The sequence below is a fragment of the Mycolicibacterium psychrotolerans genome (assembly GCF_010729305.1).
GTDB lineage: Bacteria > Actinomycetota > Actinomycetes > Mycobacteriales > Mycobacteriaceae > Mycobacterium > Mycobacterium psychrotolerans.
The window spans coordinates 804070-823786 of record NZ_AP022574.1 but is presented as its reverse complement, the minus strand read 5'-3'; the positions used below and the strand labels follow the sequence as shown (position 1 = coordinate 823786).

Sequence of the window (19717 nt, the reverse complement as noted above, 5' to 3'; positions counted from 1 at the left end):
CTCGACTTCGGAGACACTGCTCGTCTCGCTTCGCTCGACTTCGGGAGCGGCTCACGAGGCCTCCCTCAACGCCGCCGCGATCGTCGCCCGCCCGATCGGCGCGGCCAGCGCCCCGCCGGTGGCTTCGAGGCGGTTCCCGCCGTTCTCTACCAGGACCGCCACCGCGACCTTGGGTGCCTGAGCAGGCGCGAAGGCGATGTACCAGGCATGCGGGGGCGTGTTGCGCGGGTCAGTGCCATGCTCCGCAGTGCCGGTCTTGGATGCGATCTGCACGCCGGCGATGGCTCCCTTCTGCTGAGTCACCTGCTCGGCGGCGACCATCAAGTCCGTAAGTGTATCCGCGACCTTCTCCGGCACCGCCCGCCGCTCTTCGGTCGGCACGGTGGTGGCGATGTTCGCGAGGTCGGGTCCCTTGAGGCTGTCGACCAGGTACGGCTGCATCGTGATCCCCTTGTTCGCCACGGTCGCGGCGACCATCGCGTTCTGCAGTGGAGTCAGGGCGACGTCCTTCTGACCGATGCTCGTCATCCCCAGCGCCGCGGCGTCCGGGATCGGACCCAGCGTCGAGTCGGCGACCTGCAGCGGAATCGCCGGCGGCGGCACGTCCACGCCGAATCCCTGCGCGACGGTACGCAACGGGTCGGCTCCGGTGTTGATGCCCAGCTGGACGAACGCGGTGTTGCAGGAGTGCGCGAACGCGTACTGCAGCGACGCCGTCGGCCCGCCGCCGCACGACGATCCGCCGAAGTTCTCCAGCGTGGCGGTGCTGTCGGGAAGGGCGATCTGCGGGGACGCGGTCAGCTGCGTGTCGGGGGTCGCGCCGGACTGCAGTGCCGCGGCGGTGGTGAGCACCTTGAACGTCGACCCCGGCGGGTAGGTCTCGGAGATCGCGCGGTTGAGCAGCGGCGAGTCGGGGTCGTCGCGCAGCCGCTGCCACGCCTGCGACTGCTCGGCGACGTCGTGGGTGGCCAGCAGGTTGGGGTCGTAGGACGGCGCGGACACCATCGCGAGGATCTTGCCGGTCGAGGGCTCCAGCGCGACCACGGCACCCTTGCACGGGCCGTTGCATCCCTTGTCCATCGCGTCCCAGGCGGCCTGCTGCACCTCGGGCCGGATCGTGGTGGCGACGTTGCCGCCGCGGGGATCGCGGCCGGTGAAGAAGTCGGCGAGCCGGCGCCCGAACAGGCGCTGGTCCGAACCGTTGAGGACGGTGTCCTCCGCGCGTTCCAGACCGGTGCTCGAGTAGCTCAGCGAGTAGAACCCCGTCACCGGGGCATAGGCCAACGGGTTCGGGTACACGCGCAGGAACCGGAAGCGGCCGTCGGTCGACACCGAATAGGCCAGCAGCTGCCCGCCCGCGGAGATCTGGCCGCGCTGGCGGGAGTACTCGTCGAGCAGCACCCGCTGGTTGCGCGGATCCGAACGCAGCCCGTCGGCGGTGAACACCTGGGTCAGGGTCGCGTTGGCGAGCAGTAGCACGATCAGGGCCATGATCATGACGGAGATGCGGCGCAGGGAGGTGTTCATACCTTCTCGATCACCTCGGTGCTGGCCGCCGCGATCGGGCCCGGGGGAAGCGAGCGCGTCTCCAGGGGCCGACGGGCGTTGTGGGAGATCCGCACCAGGATTGCGAGCAGCAGGTAGTTGGCCACCAGCGACGAGCCGCCGTAGGACATCCAGGGCGTGGTCAGACCGGTCAGCGGGATGAGCTTGGTGACGCCGCCGACCACGATGAACAGCTGGATCGCGAGCGTGGCGGCCAGGCCGGCGGCCAGCAGCTTGCCGAAGCTGTCGCGGACGGCGATCGCGGTGCGCATGCCGCGGATCACGACGATCGTGTAGAGCATCAGCACGGCCGCCAGGCCCACGAGTCCGAGCTCCTCGCCGACCGCGGCGATGATGAAGTCCGTGGAGGCGGCGGGCACGGTGCCGGGCTGACCGTTGCCCAGCCCGGTGCCGAAGATGCCGCCGGTGGCGAAGCTGAACAGCGACTGCACCATCTGGTAGCCGGCGCCGTCGGGGTCGGCGAACGGGTCGCGCCACGTCTCGACGCGTACGCGGACGTGGTCGAACACGAAGTAGGCCGCCACGCTCCCGGCGGCGAACAGCGTCAACCCCAGCACCACCCAGCTGAACCGCTCGGTGGCGATGTACACCAGGACCAGGAACGACGCGTAGAGCAGCAGCGAGGTGCCGAGGTCCTTCTCGAAGATCATCACGCCGATCGAGGCGATCCAGGCGGCCAGCAGCGGCGCCAGGTCGCGCGGTCGGGGCAGGTCCATGCCCAGCACGTGCTTGCCCGCACTGGTGAACAGACTGCGCTTGGACACCAGCACCGCGGCGAAGAAGATCAGCAGCAGAATCTTGGAGAACTCCGCGGGCTGAATCGAGAAGCCCGGCAACTGAATCCAGATCTTCGCGCCGTTCTGCTCCGACATCGAGCGGGGCAGGATCGCGGGGATGACGAGCAGGATCAGGCCGGTCAGCCCGCACACGTAGCCGTACCGGGACAGCAGCCGGTGGTCGCCCAGGAAGACGACCACGAGGGAGAACCCGATGACGCCGACCAGGGTCCACAGCATCTGCTGGTTGGCGGTGCCGCCCAGACCCCGGGCCGTCGGTTCGCCCGTGGCGAGGTCGAGGCGGTGAATCATGACCAGCCCCAAGCCGTTCAGCAAGGCCACCACCGGCAGCAGCAGGGGATCGGCGTAGGGGGCGAAGCGCCGCACGGCCAGGTGTGCGCCGGCGAACAGCGCGAGGTAGGCGACCGTGTACTGGGCCAGGTCCCAGCGCAGACCCTGCTCCTGGTTCGCCTCGACCAGCAGCAGGGCGACCGTGGTGATCAGCGCGGCGAAGCCGAGCAGCAACAGCTCGGCGTTGCGGCGGTTCGGCAGCGCCGGGGTGACCTTCACCGGGGACTGCGGTTGTGTCGTCATGACACTTCCCGGCAGTTCGTTCCCGGTTCAGGTGGCGGAGGCGGCAGCGCCGTCACGGTGGGCGACGGTGTCAGCGACGGAGTGGGTGCCGGGGCGGGTCCTGGCGGTGCCGGCGGCGATGACGTCACGGTGCGCGGCGTCTCCGGTGCGGGCGGGGGCGCCGAGGTGCGTGAATCACCGCTCGGCGCAGGGCTTCCCGGGGCGGGAGTGGCCGACGGGCGCGGTGACGGCGGCGCTGCGGACGACGTCGGCGGCCGGCTCGACGTAGCGGGGGAGCGCGGTGCGCAGACCGGTAGCACCGAGCTGTGGGACAGTTCCTCGATCTGCCCGATGGCGTCGTCGAGGGTGCCCGAGGGGAGACCGGCGATCACCTGGGCGCGTTCGGAGGGACGCATGTCGTCGACGCCCAGCAGCCGGCAGCCCAGGTTGTCGCGCGATTGGTCGGCGCTGATGAGGGACAGCTCGTTGCGGGCGTTCAGGCAGCCCAGCAGATACGGCTCCTGAAGGGAGATCCCGAGAAAGGAGCCCTGAACACCACGCATGATCGAGACGATGCCGTCGTGTTCGCTGACGTAGTAGTTGTTGCGGACGATTTCACGGGCGACCGCCAAGCCGGCGAGCACCGCCAGCACCAGCACCGCGGCCGCGAGGTAGATGCGGCGTCGCGAGCGTGGGCGCGGTGGGGGTTCTTCGGGTTGCGGCACAACCCGTTTGGCGGCGTTGCGTTTCGGGTTGAACGCCGACGCCCGGCCTGCCGCGGTGTTGGGCGGCGCACTCTGGTCGTCGTCCCCGGAGACTGCGCCGGCCAGGATCGGCTGGGTCTGGCCGTAGTCGTGGGAGTTGACGTCCACCACGTCGGCGACCACCACGGTCACGTTGTCGGGGCCGCCGCCGCGCAGCGCCAACTCGATGAGCCGGTCCGCACTTTCGGCGACGTCGGGAATCTGCATCGCCTCGGCGATGGTCTCGTGGCTGACGGGGTCGGACAGGCCGTCGGAGCACAACAGGTAGCGGTCACCGGCGCGGGCTTCCCGCATGATCAGCGTCGGCTCCACCTCGTGACCGGTGAGCGCGCGCATGATCAGTGACCGCTGGGGGTGGCTGTGGGCTTCCTCGGCGGTGATGCGGCCCTCGTCGACCAGGGTCTGGACGAAGGTGTCGTCCTTGGTGATCTGGGCGAGTTCGCCGTCGCGCATCAGGTAGCCGCGCGAGTCGCCGATGTGCACCAGACCAAGGCGGTTGCCCGCGAACAGGATTGCGGTGAGCGTGGTGCCCATGCCGTCCAGTTCCGGGTCGGCCTCGACGTGTGCGGCGATCGCCGAGTTACCTTCGCGCACCGCGGCATCGAGCTTGCTGAGCAGGTCGCCGCCCGGCTCGTCGTCGTCGAGATGGGCCAGCGCCGCGATCACCAACTGCGACGCCACCTCACCGGCGGCGTGGCCGCCCATGCCGTCCGCGAGCGCCAGCAGCCGGGCCCCGGCGTACACCGAGTCCTCGTTGTTGGCGCGCACCAGCCCCCGGTCGCTGCGGGCTGCGTATCGGAGCACAAGGGTCACGGGCGCAACTCGATCACCGTCTTGCCGATCCGCACCGGGGTGCCCATCGGAACTCGTACCGCCGTCGTCACCTTCGCCCTGTCGAGGTATGTACCGTTGGTCGATCCTAGGTCCTCTACGTACCATTCCGGACCTCGTGGCGAGAGCCGGGCATGGCGCGTCGAGGCGTAGTCGTCTGTCAGCACCAGAGTGGAGTCATCGGCGCGGCCGATCAGCACCGGCTGCGTGCCGAGCGGAATCCGCGTGCCGGCCAGTGCCCCCTCGGTGACCACCAGCTGCCGGGGGACGTTGCGGGCCCGGTTGGGGAGCAGCGACCCGCGCAGCGCCAGCCCGCGGCGGACCATCACCGCGCCGGTGGGCGCGTAGATGTCGGTGCGCAGGATGCGCAGCACCGACCAGATGAACAGCCAGAGCAGCAACAGGAAGCCGACGCGCGTCAGCTGCAGTATCAGCCCCTGCATCCGACGTCCTCTCCGTCCCGTCCTTTCGGCACCGCCACCATACGTGGGCGGCGGTCGACGTGAGGGCCACGCGACCGCTACCCCCGTGCGTGCGAGCCTCAGTGAACGCGGACGATGATCTCCGAGTGGCCCAGCCGGATGACGTCGCCGTCGGCCAGCTGCCACTCCTGGACCGGTGCGTTGTTCACCGTGGTGCCGTTGGTGGAGTTGAGGTCTGACAATAGCGCCACCTGGCCGTCCCAGCGGATCTCCAGATGCCGGCGGGACACCCCCGTGTCGGGAAGGCGGAACTGCGCGTCCTGCCCGCGCCCGATCACGTTGGCGCCTTCGCGCAACTGATAGGTGCGTCCGCTGCCGTCGTCGAGCTGCAGCGTGACCGTCGAACCCGCCGAGGGGTACTCGCCCTGGCCGGCTCCGTACCCGGCGCCGTAGCCGCCCGCTCCGTAACCCTGGTCGCCGTAGCCCTGCTCGCCGTAGCCGGCCGGGGCCTCGGCGCCGTAACGGCCGTAGTCGGGCTGGCCGTATTCCTGGCGACCGTAGTTCTGGCCGCCGCCGTAGCCGCCCTGATCCGGGTAACCGCCCTGGTCGGGATAGCCGCCCTGGTCGGGGTAGGACGGACGGGCCGGCGGACGACCGTAGTCGTAGTCACCGGCGGGCGCGCCGTACCCGTGCTGACCGCCGCCGGGGGGCGGACCGTATCCGCCGGGTGCGGGCCGGTAGCCCTGGTCCTGGTAGCCGCCCTGCGGCGGGCCGTAGCCGGCCGGGGGACGCTGCTCGTAGGACGGCGGGGGATAACCCTGGTCCGGGTAGCCGCCCTGGTCGGGGTAGCCGCCCCGCGGGGGGTAGCCCTGGTCTCCGTGCGGCGGGTAACCACCCTGATCCGCAGGCGGATAGCCGCCTTGATCCGCGGGCGGGTGACCACCCTGATCGGCGGGCGGGTAGCCGCCCTGGTCGGCGGGCGGGTAGCCGCCGCGCTGATCGTCCGGGCGGTTGTACCGGTCGTCCTCGGGACGGTTGTAGTAGTCGTCCCCGGGCCGGCCCGGTCCCTGGCCGCCGCGGTAGGTCGGGTTGTCGCTCATCGCTGGTACTCCTGGTTCTGCGTGGGACGAGAGGTCTCGAGGTGGTGGGGCGGGTACGCCCGTGGTCGAGTCGGGATTGACCGCACCGCGCGCGCGAAACTGTCCGGTGTGCAGGTCGGGCGATTGCTCGAATCGGACAACCACCTCACCATACGTTTGCCATCCGCGCTCATGGATGTAGCCCTCCAGGTGCTTGGCGAACGTGGTCGGGGTGATGTCCGGGTCGGCACTCACCTTCTGATAGTCAGGCACACTGAGGGTAATGACGTAGTCGTTCGGTGCCAAAACGCGGCCACCGTGCACCTCACGGGCGCCGGAGTCGGCTTCGCGCCGCAGCAGCGACTCGACCTCGGCAGGCATGATCGAGCCGCCGAACACCCGGGCAAAGGCGTTGCCGACCGAGTCCTCGAGCTTGCGCTCGAAACGATCGACCAGACCCATGTCCCCGATCGCCTCCCTCGACAACGTATGCCGCCAGCGTGTCGGCTGGCAGCGATGCTTGCATGCATGGTATCGGCCACCTATACCCAGACGTGACCAACAGAACTCTGAGAATCACGTCCCCGCAGGTCAGGCGCGCGCAGGCAGCCGTTTTGGCGTTCTGCGGGGTGCCCAAGTACGGTTGGGGCGGGGGTCGGCCTGCGTGATAGGCTGCTCCGGTTGTTTCGGGCGAGTGGCGGAATGGCAGACGCGCTGGCTTCAGGTGCCAGTGTCCTTCGGGACGTGGGGGTTCAAGTCCCCCTTCGCCCACCACGAGGAGTTCTACGAACTCCAGGTACAGAGGTCACGAACCAGAAATGGTTCGTGACCTTTGTGTTTGGTGTGGGAAGTGTCGGAGTAGACCTTTCCGGTCGTCGTCGCCCACGTGACGGACACCGCGCGACCAACCCGTCGGCGATAATGCCGCGGTGGAACCTGAACCCGGTCAGCCGCGGGGCGCCCAACGCCTCCTGACTCCGATCTCGCAAGCGGCCCTGCGTCGGCCCACCCACCTGAGGCCGCGCGCACTTCCGGTGCCACTGCGCGTGCTCGCCGTCATCACATGGGTGGGCACGGCTGTCATGCTCGCCTTCGGGTTCATTCCCGGCCTGTTCGCACCCGAGCAACATTCGTTGTTCGGCGGCGAACTGATCTTCAAGTACGCACCGATCTGGCCACTGCTGTGCGGTCTTGCGGTGGGCTCCTGTGTCGCGGCGGTCGGTTACGTCTATACCGCGACCAGCCCGAACGCGCCTCGTCATCACGCGCTGCTGGTCTGGTGCGCCGGTATCGCGACCCCACTGATCCCGATTCTCATTCTGACCATCGACCGCGCCTGGCAGGTGATCCCCGCTGCTGCAGCGTGGTTGGGCGCCGCCGCACTGCTCCTTACCCAGCTCCACGTACGCCGGCGACCGACCCGTTCCCGGGTGGGAGTGCTGCTGACCTGCCTCGTCGCCGCGCCCTGGATCCCCAGCATCTGGGCCAACATCCGGTTCGGCCAGGCGCTACATGCCGAACCTCCCGCCGACCCGAACGAACTCCTTCACTTGCTGCTCGACGATATCGGGACGCAGACGTACGTTCCGGCGATCGCGCTGGCATTCGTGGCCGCCATGGCCACCGGCGGTGTGGCGCTGGCCGCACATTCTCGTTCCGCCATCGCACACAGTGTCTCCCGTCACCGACAGGGCTGGAAGTACACGGCGCTGCTGTGCGCCGCGGCCGCGATCGTCGTCGTCCTCGAGATCACCGAGGTAGGCGGTATCGCCTCGGGTTTCGAGGAGAACTACTGGACTCCGGGCGGCCCGGGCACCTGGCCGCACGCGATCCTGGTCGCCCTTGCGATCACCTATGGCACCCGCCGATCGTTCCGGTCGGCGCTGCTGCCCGACGGGGATGTGCGGACCAGTCTGGCTGTCGGGGTCAGTGCGCTGGCCAGCCAGATCGTCATCGCGGTGGTGATGATCGTGAACCTGGTGGCCACTGCGATCACCGGACCCACCGAGGACAGCATCGCACCGCCGCCGGGCCTGGAACTCGCCATCATGTGGCTGGCGCTGTTCAGCTTGGTGCCGATCGCCGTGCGCCGGAACCGGAACGGAACCGTCGGCCAGCTGGTCGCCCGGATCGGTCTGCTGTTCCTGTTGCCGGTGTACGTGAACATCACGCTGAGCCAGTTGGGCGTGACCGTGCCCGTCGCGTTCTGGGCCAAACCCACCCAGGTCGTCACCTGTCTGATCGTCATCTGTTGTGGAGTAACCATTCTCGGGCTCACCGGCCGGCCCACACCCATCCCGTCCGAGCTGGTGATTCGGCTGGCGCTGATCCCGCTGCTCATCGTCGTCGGCACCGCGTGGATTCCGAGCGTCCTCGCCGCCCCGCTGACGCCCGTCATCGCGGTGACGGCAGCGCTGTTCGCGTTGCTGTGGGCGATGCCGCCGGATTCCGGAGCGGCGCACACCGGAATCGTGCTCACGGTATCGGCGCAGTTGCTGCTGGTGGCCGCAGCGGCCGGGATCGTCACCGTCTATGAGGACTTCGCCGCCGATGACACGACGCTGGCCCTCCTGCTGTTCGCAGTGCCGTTGAGCACGCTGCTGTGCGCCCACGTCCAACCCGCGACCGAGAGCACCGACGCTCCGCCGTCGCCCTAGCCGCTAACGTGCCTCCGCCTGTCGACGGGCATGCTCAGAATGGATCACCATGGGTTCGGCAGGGCGATGGGGCGGTTCCAGTACTGGGACTCGATCCCCGGACGCAATGCCTTGTCTTGGGACAGGATCCACTGCTGCGAGCGAAACCAGGTGTTGATGATGGGCAGAGGGTAGGTGGTGAAGTAGAGCACGGTTACGCCGGTCCGTGGATCCACCCACGTCGTTGACGGGCGGGTGAGGTCCAGGTTGTCGTATCCGCTGCGATGGACGCTGAGGCTGGCGTTCGAGCGAGCCTGGTTCGCCGAGCCTGCCGGGTAATCGGCCACCGAATCATATTGACGTACAACAAAGGTCACGTTGCGGTAATCGCCGGCCGGTAGCTGCCGCCAACTGGTGCTCGTGTTGAAGTTCCCCGGCGTGGACGGCGATCCCAGCAGGTACCAGTGATCCGACATGTCATTGGTGTGGGTGCTGAGGTACTCGATCGCCGAATCGGTGGACTCCGAGAAGGTCCAGATGGTGTCCGACCCGACGCCGTTGGCACCGATCCACGTTGTCAAAGCTTTGGTGCCGGATGACACGGTGATGTTGTCGTACTTGATCTGCAGGCACCCGGTACTGCACTTCTGCTCTGGTGAGAGCGGAACGATGCTGGCGTAGTTCGGCTTGATGCCGAGGACGCCGCCCATGTACACGAGTTGCGGCGCAGTGGGATCGATTGCCGATACCAGCGCGTTGGATGTCGTTGCAGTCGCCCCGGATGCCGGCTGACCGGCCGGACGCGGGCGAGTGCCCCAGCCGGCCAGTGCCCACCGCAGCGACGAGTCGATCGGCGCCGGGGGGACAGGATCGGGGCTGTTCACTCCCGAGTCTGCCGACAGAACAGTCGACACCAGTGCGGTCACCGGAACAGCCTGCGGAACAACCACATCAGCGGGCTGCACCGCAACCAGATCAACGCCCTCGCCGGAGTTCTTCGACGCTGCATTCGCCGGCCAACTGCTCGAGAGCCGAGTCCCGTTCGGCTCGAGACCGGGCTGGTCGACCGGCGCCGAGTCGGTAGCGGACGGAAGCGCGCTCGATTGATGCGCCGGCGACCCCGTGGATGCATCGCTGGTTGCGACACCGCTGCCCGAACCTCCTGGCGACTGCCGCTCACCCACGACATCTACTGTGTCCGGCGCAGCGCCGGGCTCCGCGGCGTTCGCATCGGTCTTGTCGGTAGTGGCGCCGATCTGTCCAGCCTTCGTCCCGGGCGGCGCCTTGCCACTTGCCTTGCGTGCAGGGGATTTCGACCGTTTTCCGGCGCGGGTCTCGCTCGCCCCCGCGGTAACCCGCTCCGTTCCCGTGGCACTTGCCGTTGCGTCAGCCCGAGAATTCGTCGATCCTCGGTCGTCGGCCCACGCAGGCGCCGGAGTCATGCCGAGCCCCAGACAGATCCCCAGAGCCACCGCAAACCCGCCGACATTCCCAATACATCTGAGGTTTCTCATCTCCGTGCCTCTCCGCCGACCATGGCGGTCTACGGCAGGTGGCCCGCACCATTTCACTTGTCGCTTCCCCGTGCCGGGAACCTAACTCGTCGCCCTCGGCGCGGCCTCAGTGGTGCGCTACTGCACATCGGCTCGTCCCGTACTGCTGTTCGGGAAGTGCCGCCGACGCGTCCATTAAGTGGCTGACAGGTCCGCACGGCACCATGGAGGACGGTACGGTCGGCGTCAGGCAAATTCAGTGTCTCGCCATGACGCAGCAGCTGAACGCCAGAAAGCGCAGGACGTTGTTGCTTGGGCAAAGTGTGTGCCGGCGGTGGATATAGATGCCGCCAGCCCGCGAGCAGTTTGCTGAAAACGCACAATCCGGGTGAATCCGACGCGTTGTCACGGAGCGGGGTCTCATCCGGCTGAATCCGGCTGTATAGCAACGTCATTCAGCAGAACGGATCGCGCCGCTGCGCTATGTTGCTGTCCGGCAGTCTAATACGTCCGGGCCGTGAGTGGGCAAGAGCAGGCCGGGCCAGTTCAGGTAGGCGCAGCACGTCGCATGGCAACGCTTGACTGTGACGGTCCCCGTCGCTCCTGCAGCACATGATCCCGGGACCACACTCCGGGTCGATCACAGTCCGGGTCTGTCCCTTTGCCACCTAGCAGCACATCAAGGACTTCGCACACGATGTGCACCGGTTCCTCGACCGAGTCAGCTCGTGCGAGGCATCTCCAGTACGACGCGGAATCGCGCCTTGCCCGACATCATCCGCTCGTAGGCGCGGGGTGCGTCCTCGAAAGTCATGGTCTCGGTCATCGGGGCGACACCGGTGGAGACGCTGAACGCCAGGCAGTCCTCGTTCTCGACGGCCGACCCGGTGAGGCTGCCCTCGATCCGGCGGCCACCGAAGATCAGCGCGGCCGTCTCGACCTCCAGCGGATCGGGAGCCGCGCCGACCACCATGAGTTGACCCCGCGGGCGTAGCCCGGCGACCAGGGGACTCATGGAGCTCCCGCTCGCCGCGGTCGCGACGACGGCCGAGGCGCCGCCCAGGGCGCTCAGCGCGGCGCCGGGATCCTCGGCAGCGCTGTCGATGTAATGTTCGGCACCAAGGGCTTTCGCGAGCTCGGCCTTCTCGGCGCCACGCGCGATCGCCGCGACGCGGAAGCCGAGCTTCTTGGCGTACTGCACACCCAGATGACCCAGGCCGCCGAGGCCCTGGATCGCAACGAGCGCACCCGGTGCGGCGTCGGTGGAGCGCAGGGCGTTGAACGTGGTGACGCCGGCGCACAGCAGCGGTGCGGCATCGGTGGCCGACACCGAGTCGGGCACCCGGACCAGTCCGGTCGCCCGGCCGTAGAACACTTCGGCGTAGCCGCCGTCCTCGGTGGTACCCGGCTGCGGCTGATCGGTGCAGTTGACGAAATCGCCACGGCGGCAGAACTCGCACGCGTTGCACTGCCCGCCGAGGAACCCGATGCCGACTCGATCGCCGGCCTTCCACGCCGTCACACCGTCGCCCACGGCGTCGACGACGCCGACGATCTCGTGGCCCGGCACCACCGGCGATGTCGGATCGGGACGCTGACCCTCGACGGCCAGCACGTCGCTGTGGCAGACGCCGCAACTCTGGACCCGCACGCGGACCCGGCCGTACGCGGGCTCGGTGAGCTCGCGGTCGACGAGCTCGAAGTGGCGTTGCCCGGTGACCTGGTAGGCCCGGTAGGTCGATGACATGACGCGACTATGGCACATCGGCGCAGCGAGCGGCATCCGTCAGATGACTGCTCGATATGTTGCTCCCGAACGCCTGGGGGCGTGCGGGTCCTGCCACCACCGCCACGCGCTTTGGACGGAAGTTCTCTGGTGGTGCACCGACGGGCCGGGGTTGGTTGGTCGGTCAGCGGTAGCCGAAGCTGTCGAGGATGAGTCGCACGGTGTCGGAGATCGCAGCGTTGAGCGGTGGCGTGTCCTTCTGGTCGTCGATCGAGCGGGTGAGGACCACTGCCGTCACACGCTGTCGAGCAGGACCGAGTATGAGACCGGCGTCGTTGGTGGATCCATAATCTCCGGCTCCGGTTTTGTCCGCGGTCGTCCAGCCGGCCGGCACGGCAGCACGAAACCGCGGTCCGGAGGTGACGTTGGCTCGCATCCACCCGTCCAAGGTGGCTCGCGCCGATGGACTCAGCGCAGTCCCGGTGAGCAACTGCCGGTAGCCCCAACAGAGCCCCCGCGGTGTCGTGGTGTCGCGGACATCTCCTGGTATGGCGCTGTTCAATTCGGTTTCCCAACGGTCCAGGCGGGTCTGTTCGTCACCGAGGGTGCGGGCGAAGGCCGTTACTCCCCCCGGTCCTCCGATCGTGCGCAACAGCAAGTTGCCGGCGGCGTTGTCGCTGCGGGTGAGGGCTGCCTCGCACACCTCGGCCAGCGCCATCGTGGCGCCCACGCGCTGCTCGGTGACTGGAGAGTTGGCGACGATGTCCGCGGCGTTGACCGGGATGGGGGTGCGCAGATCGAGTCGGCTCTGATCGACCAGCTGAAGCACGCGTCCGGCGGCGTAGGCCTTGAAGGTCGAGCACATCGCGAAACGCTCGTCGGCGCGGTGTTCAACCGTCGCGGCAGCCCCGAGGTCGACGGCGTAAGCGCCGATTCGGGCGCGGTGGCGGTGCTCTATGCCCTTCAGATCCAGGGTGCCGGTGTTCGGGGAGGGCGTGGCGAGCGCGGTGCGGGGGACGCTCGCCAACAGGCCGACGGCGAGCAGTCCGCCAAGCGCCTGGCGTCGGGTCAGGTGTGAGTTCATGGCTCGATAGGAACCACATGTGTCCTCCTTCGAGCCAAGTCACAACACCGGTTCGCCCCATAGCGGCTCGGAATCGGTCCAGGCTGGCCACGATGATTCGAAATGTGCGACCCGTGAAATTCACTGCTGGGCTGCGGCATCGGACCGCAGGGCGGTCACCGCGATGGCGGCAGCTTGTCCGATAGCCCGGTCGACGACGGGCAGGTAGACGTCGGACCGCGCGGCTCGGGTGAACACCGAGACGGCAATCGGAATTTCGTCGGGAAAGGCGATGACGGCGATCTCGTTACGGATAGGGCCGATAGTGCCGGTTTTGCCGCCCACGACCACATCGGAGAACGGAAAGGCGGATCTGATGCGATGCGGCCAGATCTGCTGAGTAAGGATCGTTCTCATGGTGCGCGTGCACTCAGCTGAGGCCGCTCGGCCGGTCCAGATGGCGGTCAGCATGGCGTTGGCATCGGCGGCGCTGGTTGCGGTGGTGTATGCCGGGTCGAAGGCGGCGCTGTCGTGGAGGGTGTTGTTGCTGGCGAGCAATCCGACCGCTTCGTCGAGGGTAAGCGCACCGCTGTCGTGGATGACCTGGTGCTGCAACGTCGCCGTGCCGCCGACCACCCGGGTGGTGCCGAGTCCGAGGTCGCCGATCGCGCGATCGATCGCGTCGAGTCCGACGGCGCCGAGCAGGACGTCGGCGGCGGCGTTGTCGGACAGGGTGATCATCATGCGCGCCAGGTCTACCCAGGACAGCGAGACGGGGTCGGAGAACAGGCTGATGCCGGTCGGTCCGGGAGTGCAGTCGCCGGGGACGATCCGCACTGTGTCATGGGGGTCGAGCAGTCCTGAGTCGAAGGCGCGTGCCGTGGCGATCAGGACGAGGACCTTGTAGACCGAGGCGGCGACGACCGGGGCGTCACCGTTGATGTCGATGGCAATCCCCTTCTCGCCGACGGGTTCGGCGCGTAGCCAGCCGCGGCAGCCCGCGTCGACGAAGACGGCAGCGATCTGTTCCTCGACGGACGTCACCGGTCGGCTCGCAACAGTTGTCGGTCGACGGCGTACACCGCGTCCGCGAGGTCGACGCCGGGTGAGGTGACGATGCGCACGCGGAGGGCGACCTCGTCGACGAGCATCGGACGGTGTGCGGTGCCGGTGTGCACTGGTGAGCAGACAGTGGCCAGACCGAAGCACAGGCCTGATGCGACGGCGGCCGCCACGTCGCGGTGCGTGGACGCCGCGCGGATCTTCGGATCAAGACCGCGACGGCGTAGTCGGTCGATGAGCAGATCGTGTCCGGGTAAGTTGTCCTCTCGAGGAACGGTCGCCAATGCCAGGTCTTGAAGCATCTGTGCTCGAGGTGCGACGGCCTGGGCGGCGCGATGCTCAGCTGGGACCACGACGTGGCGAGTGAGTGAGACAACCGGTCCCGCATCCAGTCCGTCGACCAGTGCCGGGTGCTGCACCACCGCCATCTGCAGTGCTCCGCGGCGCAGGTCGCTCAGCAGCTGCGCACTTCCTGCGGTAAGGGTCGTGACTTCCGAGCTTCGTGCGCTGCGAATTCCGTTGACGCATCGAGCAAGCAGTTCGTCACCGAGCTGGGGGATGACGCCCCATCGGACTCCCTGCGTCGACCCGAACAGGTGTCGCGCATCGTCGAGAAGGCGGGCCGTGTCATCGACGATGAGCCGGGCGCGGGGGAGGAGCGCAGCTCCATCGGTGGTGAGCACGGCGCCCTCAGGGGTGCGCTCGATGAGTTGTAGGCCCAGGTGTTTCTCGAGTCGGCGCAGCCCCTGCGACACCGGCGGTTGCGTGACCCCCAAGCTCGCTGCGGCGCGACCGAAGTGCCGATGCTCGGCGACAGCGACGAAGTAGCGAAGATGACCGATCAAATCCACCTCACCAGTCAACACGGCGCCGGCATGCTGCGGCGAGCCCACGCACTGAGCATCGCGATGCCCGAAGGGCACCGATTGACCGGACTGATCTCCATCGGCTGTCGCCGACCTCGGAATCGCGCTTTCTACGGCGAATGGCTGACGGCGGTCGGAGCCTGATCGCCAGGAAGATCAGCAACGGCACGGCATTGAACGGCGGCACACGGCGGACCACACCATCTGCAAGTTCGCCGAAGGCAACAAACTCCTCAGGTCCGACACGGGCTCGGCGAGATATGCCCGTATCTGAAGATTGTGGAGTCGACGCTCAAAGTACTCGAATCGGTGATCGGGCACGTCGGCGCAGCGAGTGGCATTCGTCAGAGAAATGCCCAAAGACGTTGCCGCCGAACACCTGTGGAGTGTGCGTGTCGACGCTTCGCGGCCGTCAGGCCGCCTCGTTGTCGGGTGGTGCGGGTCCGCCGGGTTCTGCTGGATCGGCTGAGGTTGGGGGCTCTGCGTCCGTCGGCTCGACCGGCTCGGCCGATGCGGCAGCGTCACGCTCTTCCGGTTCGGGTTCATCGGGTGGGCGCAGGAGGCGTTCGGGGCGGTGGTAGGTGTTGATGCGTGTTTGGCCGGTGTCGAGGTGGGCGGGTGGGGTCCATTCGACTTCGGTGCGGGTGTTCATCGCGGTGGTCCAGCCGCCGGGGCCCACGCTGCGGTTATCCGGTGGGCAGGCCAGGCCGAGGTCGTTGATGTTGGTGTTGCCGCCGTCAGCCCAGTCGGTGGTGACGTGGTGGACCTGGGCGCCGTAGGCGCCGACGGTGCAACACGGTTTGGTGCAGCCCCCGTCGCGGGCGATGAGCATGATCCGCTGCGCCGGAGAGGCGACCCGGCGGCTGCGGAACAAATCCAGCGCCGACCCGGTCGCTTGGTCGAAGACCGCCAAATAATGGTTGGCGTGGGCGGCCATCCGGATGACGTCTTTGATGGGCAGGCGGGTGCCGCCGCCGGTGACGCCGATCCCGGCCCGGGATTCGAGGTCTTGCAGGGTGGTGCGGATGATCACCGACACCGGCAACCCGTTGAGCTGACCCACCTCGCCGCTCATCAGGGCGATCCGTCCGATGGCGAGCAGCGCGTCGTGTTGGCGTTGGGCCAGGCTGCGGTGATCGTTGTCGATCTGGGCCTGGGTGGGGGTGCCGGAGGTGCACGGTTCGGGGTCGTCGGGATTGCACATGCCGGGGGCGGCGTATTTGGCGAACAGGACCTCGAACACCGCCCACGCTTCGGGCGTCAACCGGGCGGCCAGGTCGGTCATGGCATCGCGGCGCTGCTTGCCCTTCGTCACCCCACGTGTGCGGGCGCGTTCGGTGTCATCGGGTGCGGGGCCGTCCTGATCGAGCAGAAACAACGTCAGATCGGCGGCGTTCTCGACGTCTTTGGGTCCGGCCCCGACCGCGGTGCGCACCAGGTCGACCTCGAACTGCTCCCGGGTCACCGCATCGACGAAGCCGGGGAGTTTGTCGACGGCTTTGCGGATCACCTCGACATGCTCAGCATTGATCAACCCGCGTTCCTGGGCGACCGCGACGGCCGGCAGTGCTGGGGGCAGCGGCGGCCCGGTCACCGGTTGGCGCGGGGCGAGCAGGGCGGCGTCGCCCAGGCGGCGGTGTGCCTCGGCGGTGGTGATGCGCCACCGGATCGCGAGGACGTCTTTCCAGTTCTTGGCGCCCATCTGCTGCGGGGTGGTCTCGACCTGCAGCCGGGCCAGCAGCCGGTGCCGCAGCGCGGGCAGCCGGCACCACACGGTCTCCAGCTCGTCGAGCACCTCGACCAGCTCGGTGCCGGTGGCCAGGTCCGAGTCGCAGCCGGCCAGGGTGTCGACGGCATCCACCAGCGTCGCGACCGCGGCCTGCAGATCCGTCCCCGACATACTTCGAACATACATTCGACCACCGACAAAAACGCCCTCCCCGCGGCAGCTGTCAGATTCGCACCCGAAGATGTTGGCCGGGAACAGTTCTCGTGGAGAATTTCCCGGCGACGAAGTCTTGAATCAGCGCCGCCGCGGTGGTAAGAGATGTGGTATCGGCGACATAAGCATCTCGAGGCGAGGTGGATGTGGTGTTGATGATGACCCGGGGCGACATCGAGTGCCCGGCCGTGACGGACGCAGAAGCGATCGTGCAGGCCGCTTGGCTGCGCGTCACGCAGTGCGAACTCCCGGTTGCACGGCGGACCGCGCCGCGGGTACGGACTCTCACTATTACTCAGCCGCACAGCAATTCTCGGTCGGCCGGTGCCGGCGGCAACGCAAGGCCCGATGAACCGTCCCCCTGGGTGTGGCCCCGTCAGCGCTCGCCTCCGGCGCTGACAGAGCATCCCGGAATCGCGGCAGGAACAGGAGGTGGTGAGCGACGAACGATGCCTGAACGAACCCGATGAGAGCGCCGAACGTACGTGCCGTCCACGAACATTGCTACGTCGGAAAAGGCGCCCGAGGTCCCCGAGGTCCGAGCGCATCGCCACATGCCGTGGCCGTATACGTAGTCCGCACGACCGTTTCACGCTCTCCGGCGGGCCGCGCCCACCCCGGCGCGGCCCGCTTGTCGTCTCGGCATCACGACACTCTCCCGTGGTGATGACATCGGTTGCCGCCCCGGCGTTTTGCGTCGTACATCGCCTGGTCGGCGGCGACGATCAGGCGGTCCAGAAGCTCGTTGTGGGAGCGCGGGGTCGCCACGGTGAGATCGGCGAACGACGTGCCGATGCTGGCCGTGACGGACACGGGCAGAGCGGCGATGACGACGCACAACTCGTCGTAGCGCGCTACGACGTCGTGTGCGGACGCGAAGTCGGCGAACAGGAATTCCTCACCGCCGCTTCGTGCGATGACGGAGGTCGGCGTCGCGGTGGCGCGCAGGGCGTCGGCGACCGCGACAAGGGCCTGGTCACCCGCGGCGTGTCCGTGAGTGTCGTTGATGGCCTTGAAGTCGTCGAGATCCAAGAGCGCGGTGAGCAGGTAGCCGCTTTTGCCCTGGTGATTCGAGAGCCGGCCACCCACAGCCCTGCGGAAGGCGCGCCGGTTCAGAAGCCCTGTCAGCGGGTCGAGATCAGCGGCGGCCAGGTCACCCCGCAGTGTCCGGACCAGACTGTAGAGGGCGAGCGCCACGCCGAGGCTGCACTGCAGGATGAGGAACAGGTCGACCGCAGCGAGCGTCAGCCGCCCTTGGGTGGCGACCCCGGCGGCCTGGTCGGCGGCGACGGCGGCGACGACGAGCAGAACGCCGGCCACCACTTCGGGTGAATGGAAGAACGCCGCATAGCCGACGATGGTGGTGAAGGCGATGCAGCCCAGCAGCGCGGCCAGCGGATCGGGATAGGCCAGGCACGCCGCGGCGATGGAGACCGTGGTCACGGCGACGAACGCCAGTGACATCGCGTGCGAGGGCCATCGCCACAGCCACACCAGGGTCCCGAACACCCCTCCGGCGAAGGCAATCCACATCAGTGCCCGCGGTCCCGCGTCCTGCGGCCCGCCGGCGCCGAAGAGCAACGCCAGCACTCCCGCCGCCATGGCCGCACTCGTCGCGGCGAGCCACAGCCGGGTGCGTCGCGCCACTCCGCGCGCGACGAGGTACTCGCTCAGCCAGAGGTGGTGCTCAGCGGAACGGCGAAGCCGCCTCATCCCCCGTGCCGGCTACGAACGCTGCCCCGGCGGCGGGCCGGTCGGTGGCGGAGGCTGCTGGGGCCAGTGCGGCGCGGCGTAGGGCGGGGGTGCCTGCGGGGGCCAGGCCCCGCCCGGTTGAGTGGGGTAGGGAGGGTCGCCGCCGGCACCCGGGGGCGGGGGCGGCTGGTGCGGCCACGGGGCACCCGGCGGCGGCTGCTGGTAGTACGCGGGTGGATACGGATACTGCGGCGGCCGCGGCGACCGGGCCTTGCGCACCGCCCACACGATGAGCCAGATGAGCCCGCCGACGATGATCAGGCGCATCACCATCGCACCCACCCATCGACCCGGATGCTCAGGCGCCGCCATCTCCATCGCCTGTTGCAGAGTCGACACTGCTTCCCCCGTCGGTCCGAAACACTGTTGTCACACGTTGCCATCAGCTTATGGCGCGATCGAAGGCCCGCGGACACCAATTCGGGCACCGCCGACGCGCACCCGGAGAGTTAATCTGATGCCGTGAGCAACACGACGGTCCTCGGCGGAGTCGTCCACGAGATGCCGGACGATCTGCGGGCAGCGCTGAACGGGAACCCCTCAGCGCTCGCCGCATGGAACGACATCACACCGCTTGCGCGCAACGAGTTCATCTGTTGGGTGACCGATGCCAAGCAAGCCGCGACCCGGGAGCGCCGCATCCGGCGCACCCAGGAGGAACTCGAGGAGGGCAAGCGCCGCCCGTGCTGCTGGCCCGGATGCAAGCACCGCGAGCGGACCGGCAACGCCTAGCCGCGGGACTTGCGACTCTCCCGCCGGTTCGCCTTCTTGATTTCTTCCACCAGCTCGTCTTTCGACATCTTCGAGCGGCCCGTGATGTTCAGCCGCTTGGCGATATCGGTGAGGTGCTTTTTGGTGGCGTTGGCGTTGACGCCCTCGGCGGTCTCGCCCGACGCCCGTGGTCCTCCGCTTTCCGCCCGGTCGTCGGAGGGCCCGCGCTGGTCCTTCTTCTCCCAGTGGTCGCCGACCTTCTCGTAGCTGTGCTTGAGCGCGCTGTAGGCCACGCGGTGAGCCCGCTCGCCCTCGCCGTACTCGTCGGCGGCGGCGTCATGGGCCTTGGCGAAGGTGCGCTTCGCCTTGTCGTCGGATTTCTGCAGTGTGCTGGGCAGTTCGCGTTCCTTGGCCTTACCCGACTTGGTGGTCTTCGGCATCGCGGCCGTCCTTTC

The 19717-nt window shown here is 68.1% G+C and carries 16 protein-coding genes and 1 tRNA gene; 3 read left to right on the top strand and 14 right to left on the bottom strand.

Translation table 11 applies throughout. The annotated features are described in order from the left end of the window. Nucleotides 1-51: 51 nt before the first annotated feature. The 5 genes from pbpA to G6N45_RS04080 form a co-directional block, all read right to left on the bottom strand. Nucleotides 52-1527, bottom strand: coding sequence for a D,D-transpeptidase PbpA (gene pbpA, locus G6N45_RS04100; protein WP_163720525.1), 1476 nt, complete (start codon nucleotides 1525-1527; stop codon nucleotides 52-54). Further along, nucleotides 1524-2936 (bottom strand): peptidoglycan glycosyltransferase RodA, encoded by a 1413-nt coding sequence (locus G6N45_RS04095; RefSeq protein WP_163720524.1) that lies wholly within the window; start codon nucleotides 2934-2936, stop codon nucleotides 1524-1526. Before G6N45_RS04095 ends, pbpA begins: the two co-directional genes overlap by 4 nt. Then, nucleotides 2933-4492 carry a PP2C family protein-serine/threonine phosphatase gene (locus tag G6N45_RS04090; protein ID WP_163720523.1) on the bottom strand — a complete coding sequence of 520 codons (1560 nt, stop codon included), beginning with the start codon at nucleotides 4490-4492 and terminating at the stop codon, nucleotides 2933-2935. The genes G6N45_RS04095 and G6N45_RS04090 overlap by 4 nt, the downstream gene beginning before the upstream one ends. Further along, nucleotides 4489-4953, bottom strand: a complete 465-nt coding sequence (locus G6N45_RS04085) for an FHA domain-containing protein FhaB/FipA (protein ID WP_048472532.1) — start codon at nucleotides 4951-4953, stop codon at nucleotides 4489-4491. The genes G6N45_RS04090 and G6N45_RS04085 overlap by 4 nt, the downstream gene beginning before the upstream one ends. Nucleotides 4954-5051: 98 nt before the next feature. Continuing rightward, nucleotides 5052-6473, bottom strand: a complete 1422-nt coding sequence (locus G6N45_RS04080; RefSeq protein WP_163720522.1) for an FHA domain-containing protein — start codon at nucleotides 6471-6473, stop codon at nucleotides 5052-5054. 226 nt (nucleotides 6474-6699) lie between these two features. Here G6N45_RS04080 and G6N45_RS04075 point away from each other — a divergent pair. Continuing rightward, nucleotides 6700-6785: transfer RNA gene (locus tag G6N45_RS04075), tRNA-Leu, on the top strand. Between the two features lie 260 nt (nucleotides 6786-7045). After that, the gene (locus tag G6N45_RS04070) at nucleotides 7046-8668 is read left to right on the top strand and encodes a hypothetical protein (protein ID WP_163720521.1); all 1623 of its coding nucleotides are present in this window, start codon (nucleotides 7046-7048) and stop codon (nucleotides 8666-8668) included. Nucleotides 8669-8712: 44 nt separating this feature from the next. On the opposite strand, the gene G6N45_RS04065 is transcribed toward G6N45_RS04070, so the two are convergent. From G6N45_RS04065 to G6N45_RS04030, 8 genes are all read right to left on the bottom strand, one after another. After that, complete coding sequence (locus tag G6N45_RS04065; RefSeq protein ID WP_163720520.1) at nucleotides 8713-9831, bottom strand: hypothetical protein; 1119 nt, start codon at nucleotides 9829-9831, stop codon at nucleotides 8713-8715. A 1030-nt stretch (nucleotides 9832-10861) separates the two neighbouring features. After that, nucleotides 10862-11887: an alcohol dehydrogenase catalytic domain-containing protein gene (locus G6N45_RS04060; protein ID WP_163720519.1), complete on the bottom strand. Its 1026-nt coding sequence runs from the start codon at nucleotides 11885-11887 to the stop codon at nucleotides 10862-10864. 163 nt (nucleotides 11888-12050) lie between these two features. Next, nucleotides 12051-12950: a class A beta-lactamase gene (gene bla / locus G6N45_RS04055; RefSeq protein WP_163720518.1), complete on the bottom strand. Its 900-nt coding sequence runs from the start codon at nucleotides 12948-12950 to the stop codon at nucleotides 12051-12053. Between the two features lie 120 nt (nucleotides 12951-13070). Continuing rightward, on the bottom strand, nucleotides 13071-13973 hold the full coding sequence (locus G6N45_RS04050; RefSeq protein WP_163720517.1) for a serine hydrolase: 903 nt from the start codon (nucleotides 13971-13973) through the stop codon (nucleotides 13071-13073). Continuing rightward, the gene (locus G6N45_RS04045; RefSeq protein WP_163720516.1) at nucleotides 13970-14842 is read right to left on the bottom strand and encodes a LysR family transcriptional regulator; all 873 of its coding nucleotides are present in this window, start codon (nucleotides 14840-14842) and stop codon (nucleotides 13970-13972) included. Before G6N45_RS04045 ends, G6N45_RS04050 begins: the two co-directional genes overlap by 4 nt. Nucleotides 14843-15269: 427 nt before the next feature. After that, nucleotides 15270-16772 (bottom strand): HNH endonuclease signature motif containing protein, encoded by a 1503-nt coding sequence (locus tag G6N45_RS04040; RefSeq protein WP_163720515.1) that lies wholly within the window; start codon nucleotides 16770-16772, stop codon nucleotides 15270-15272. Between the two features lie 672 nt (nucleotides 16773-17444). Beyond that, nucleotides 17445-18512 carry a GGDEF domain-containing protein gene (locus tag G6N45_RS04035; RefSeq protein ID WP_163720514.1) on the bottom strand — a complete coding sequence of 356 codons (1068 nt, stop codon included), beginning with the start codon at nucleotides 18510-18512 and terminating at the stop codon, nucleotides 17445-17447. 12 nt (nucleotides 18513-18524) lie between these two features. Next, nucleotides 18525-18890 (bottom strand): hypothetical protein, encoded by a 366-nt coding sequence (locus G6N45_RS04030; RefSeq protein WP_163720513.1) that lies wholly within the window; start codon nucleotides 18888-18890, stop codon nucleotides 18525-18527. A 162-nt stretch (nucleotides 18891-19052) separates the two neighbouring features. On the opposite strand from G6N45_RS04030, the gene G6N45_RS04025 reads away from it, so the two are divergent. After that, on the top strand, nucleotides 19053-19283 hold the full coding sequence (locus G6N45_RS04025) for a YdeI/OmpD-associated family protein (protein WP_275997595.1): 231 nt from the start codon (nucleotides 19053-19055) through the stop codon (nucleotides 19281-19283). Here G6N45_RS04025 and G6N45_RS04020 read toward each other — a convergent pair. Beyond that, nucleotides 19280-19702 carry a ChaB family protein gene (locus G6N45_RS04020; RefSeq protein ID WP_163720511.1) on the bottom strand — a complete coding sequence of 141 codons (423 nt, stop codon included), beginning with the start codon at nucleotides 19700-19702 and terminating at the stop codon, nucleotides 19280-19282. The genes G6N45_RS04025 and G6N45_RS04020 overlap by 4 nt on opposite strands. Nucleotides 19703-19717 lie beyond the last annotated feature (15 nt).

Coding starts and splice junctions, on each gene's coding strand:
- G6N45_RS04080 (WP_163720522.1), bottom strand. CDS start 6,473: ATGGGTCTGGTCGATCGTTTCGAGCGCAAGCTCGAGGACTCGGTCGGC.
- G6N45_RS04025 (WP_275997595.1), top strand. CDS start 19,053: ATGCCGGACGATCTGCGGGCAGCGCTGAACGGGAACCCCTCAGCGCTC.
- G6N45_RS04085 (WP_048472532.1), bottom strand. CDS start 4,953: ATGCAGGGGCTGATACTGCAGCTGACGCGCGTCGGCTTCCTGTTGCTG.
- bla (WP_163720518.1), bottom strand. CDS start 12,950: ATGAACTCACACCTGACCCGACGCCAGGCGCTTGGCGGACTGCTCGCC.
- G6N45_RS04095 (WP_163720524.1), bottom strand. CDS start 2,936: ATGACGACACAACCGCAGTCCCCGGTGAAGGTCACCCCGGCGCTGCCG.
- G6N45_RS04060 (WP_163720519.1), bottom strand. CDS start 11,887: ATGTCATCGACCTACCGGGCCTACCAGGTCACCGGGCAACGCCACTTC.
- G6N45_RS04020 (WP_163720511.1), bottom strand. CDS start 19,702: ATGCCGAAGACCACCAAGTCGGGTAAGGCCAAGGAACGCGAACTGCCC.
- pbpA (WP_163720525.1), bottom strand. CDS start 1,527: ATGAACACCTCCCTGCGCCGCATCTCCGTCATGATCATGGCCCTGATC.
- G6N45_RS04035 (WP_163720514.1), bottom strand. CDS start 18,512: ATGAGGCGGCTTCGCCGTTCCGCTGAGCACCACCTCTGGCTGAGCGAG.
- G6N45_RS04040 (WP_163720515.1), bottom strand. CDS start 16,772: ATGTATGTTCGAAGTATGTCGGGGACGGATCTGCAGGCCGCGGTCGCG.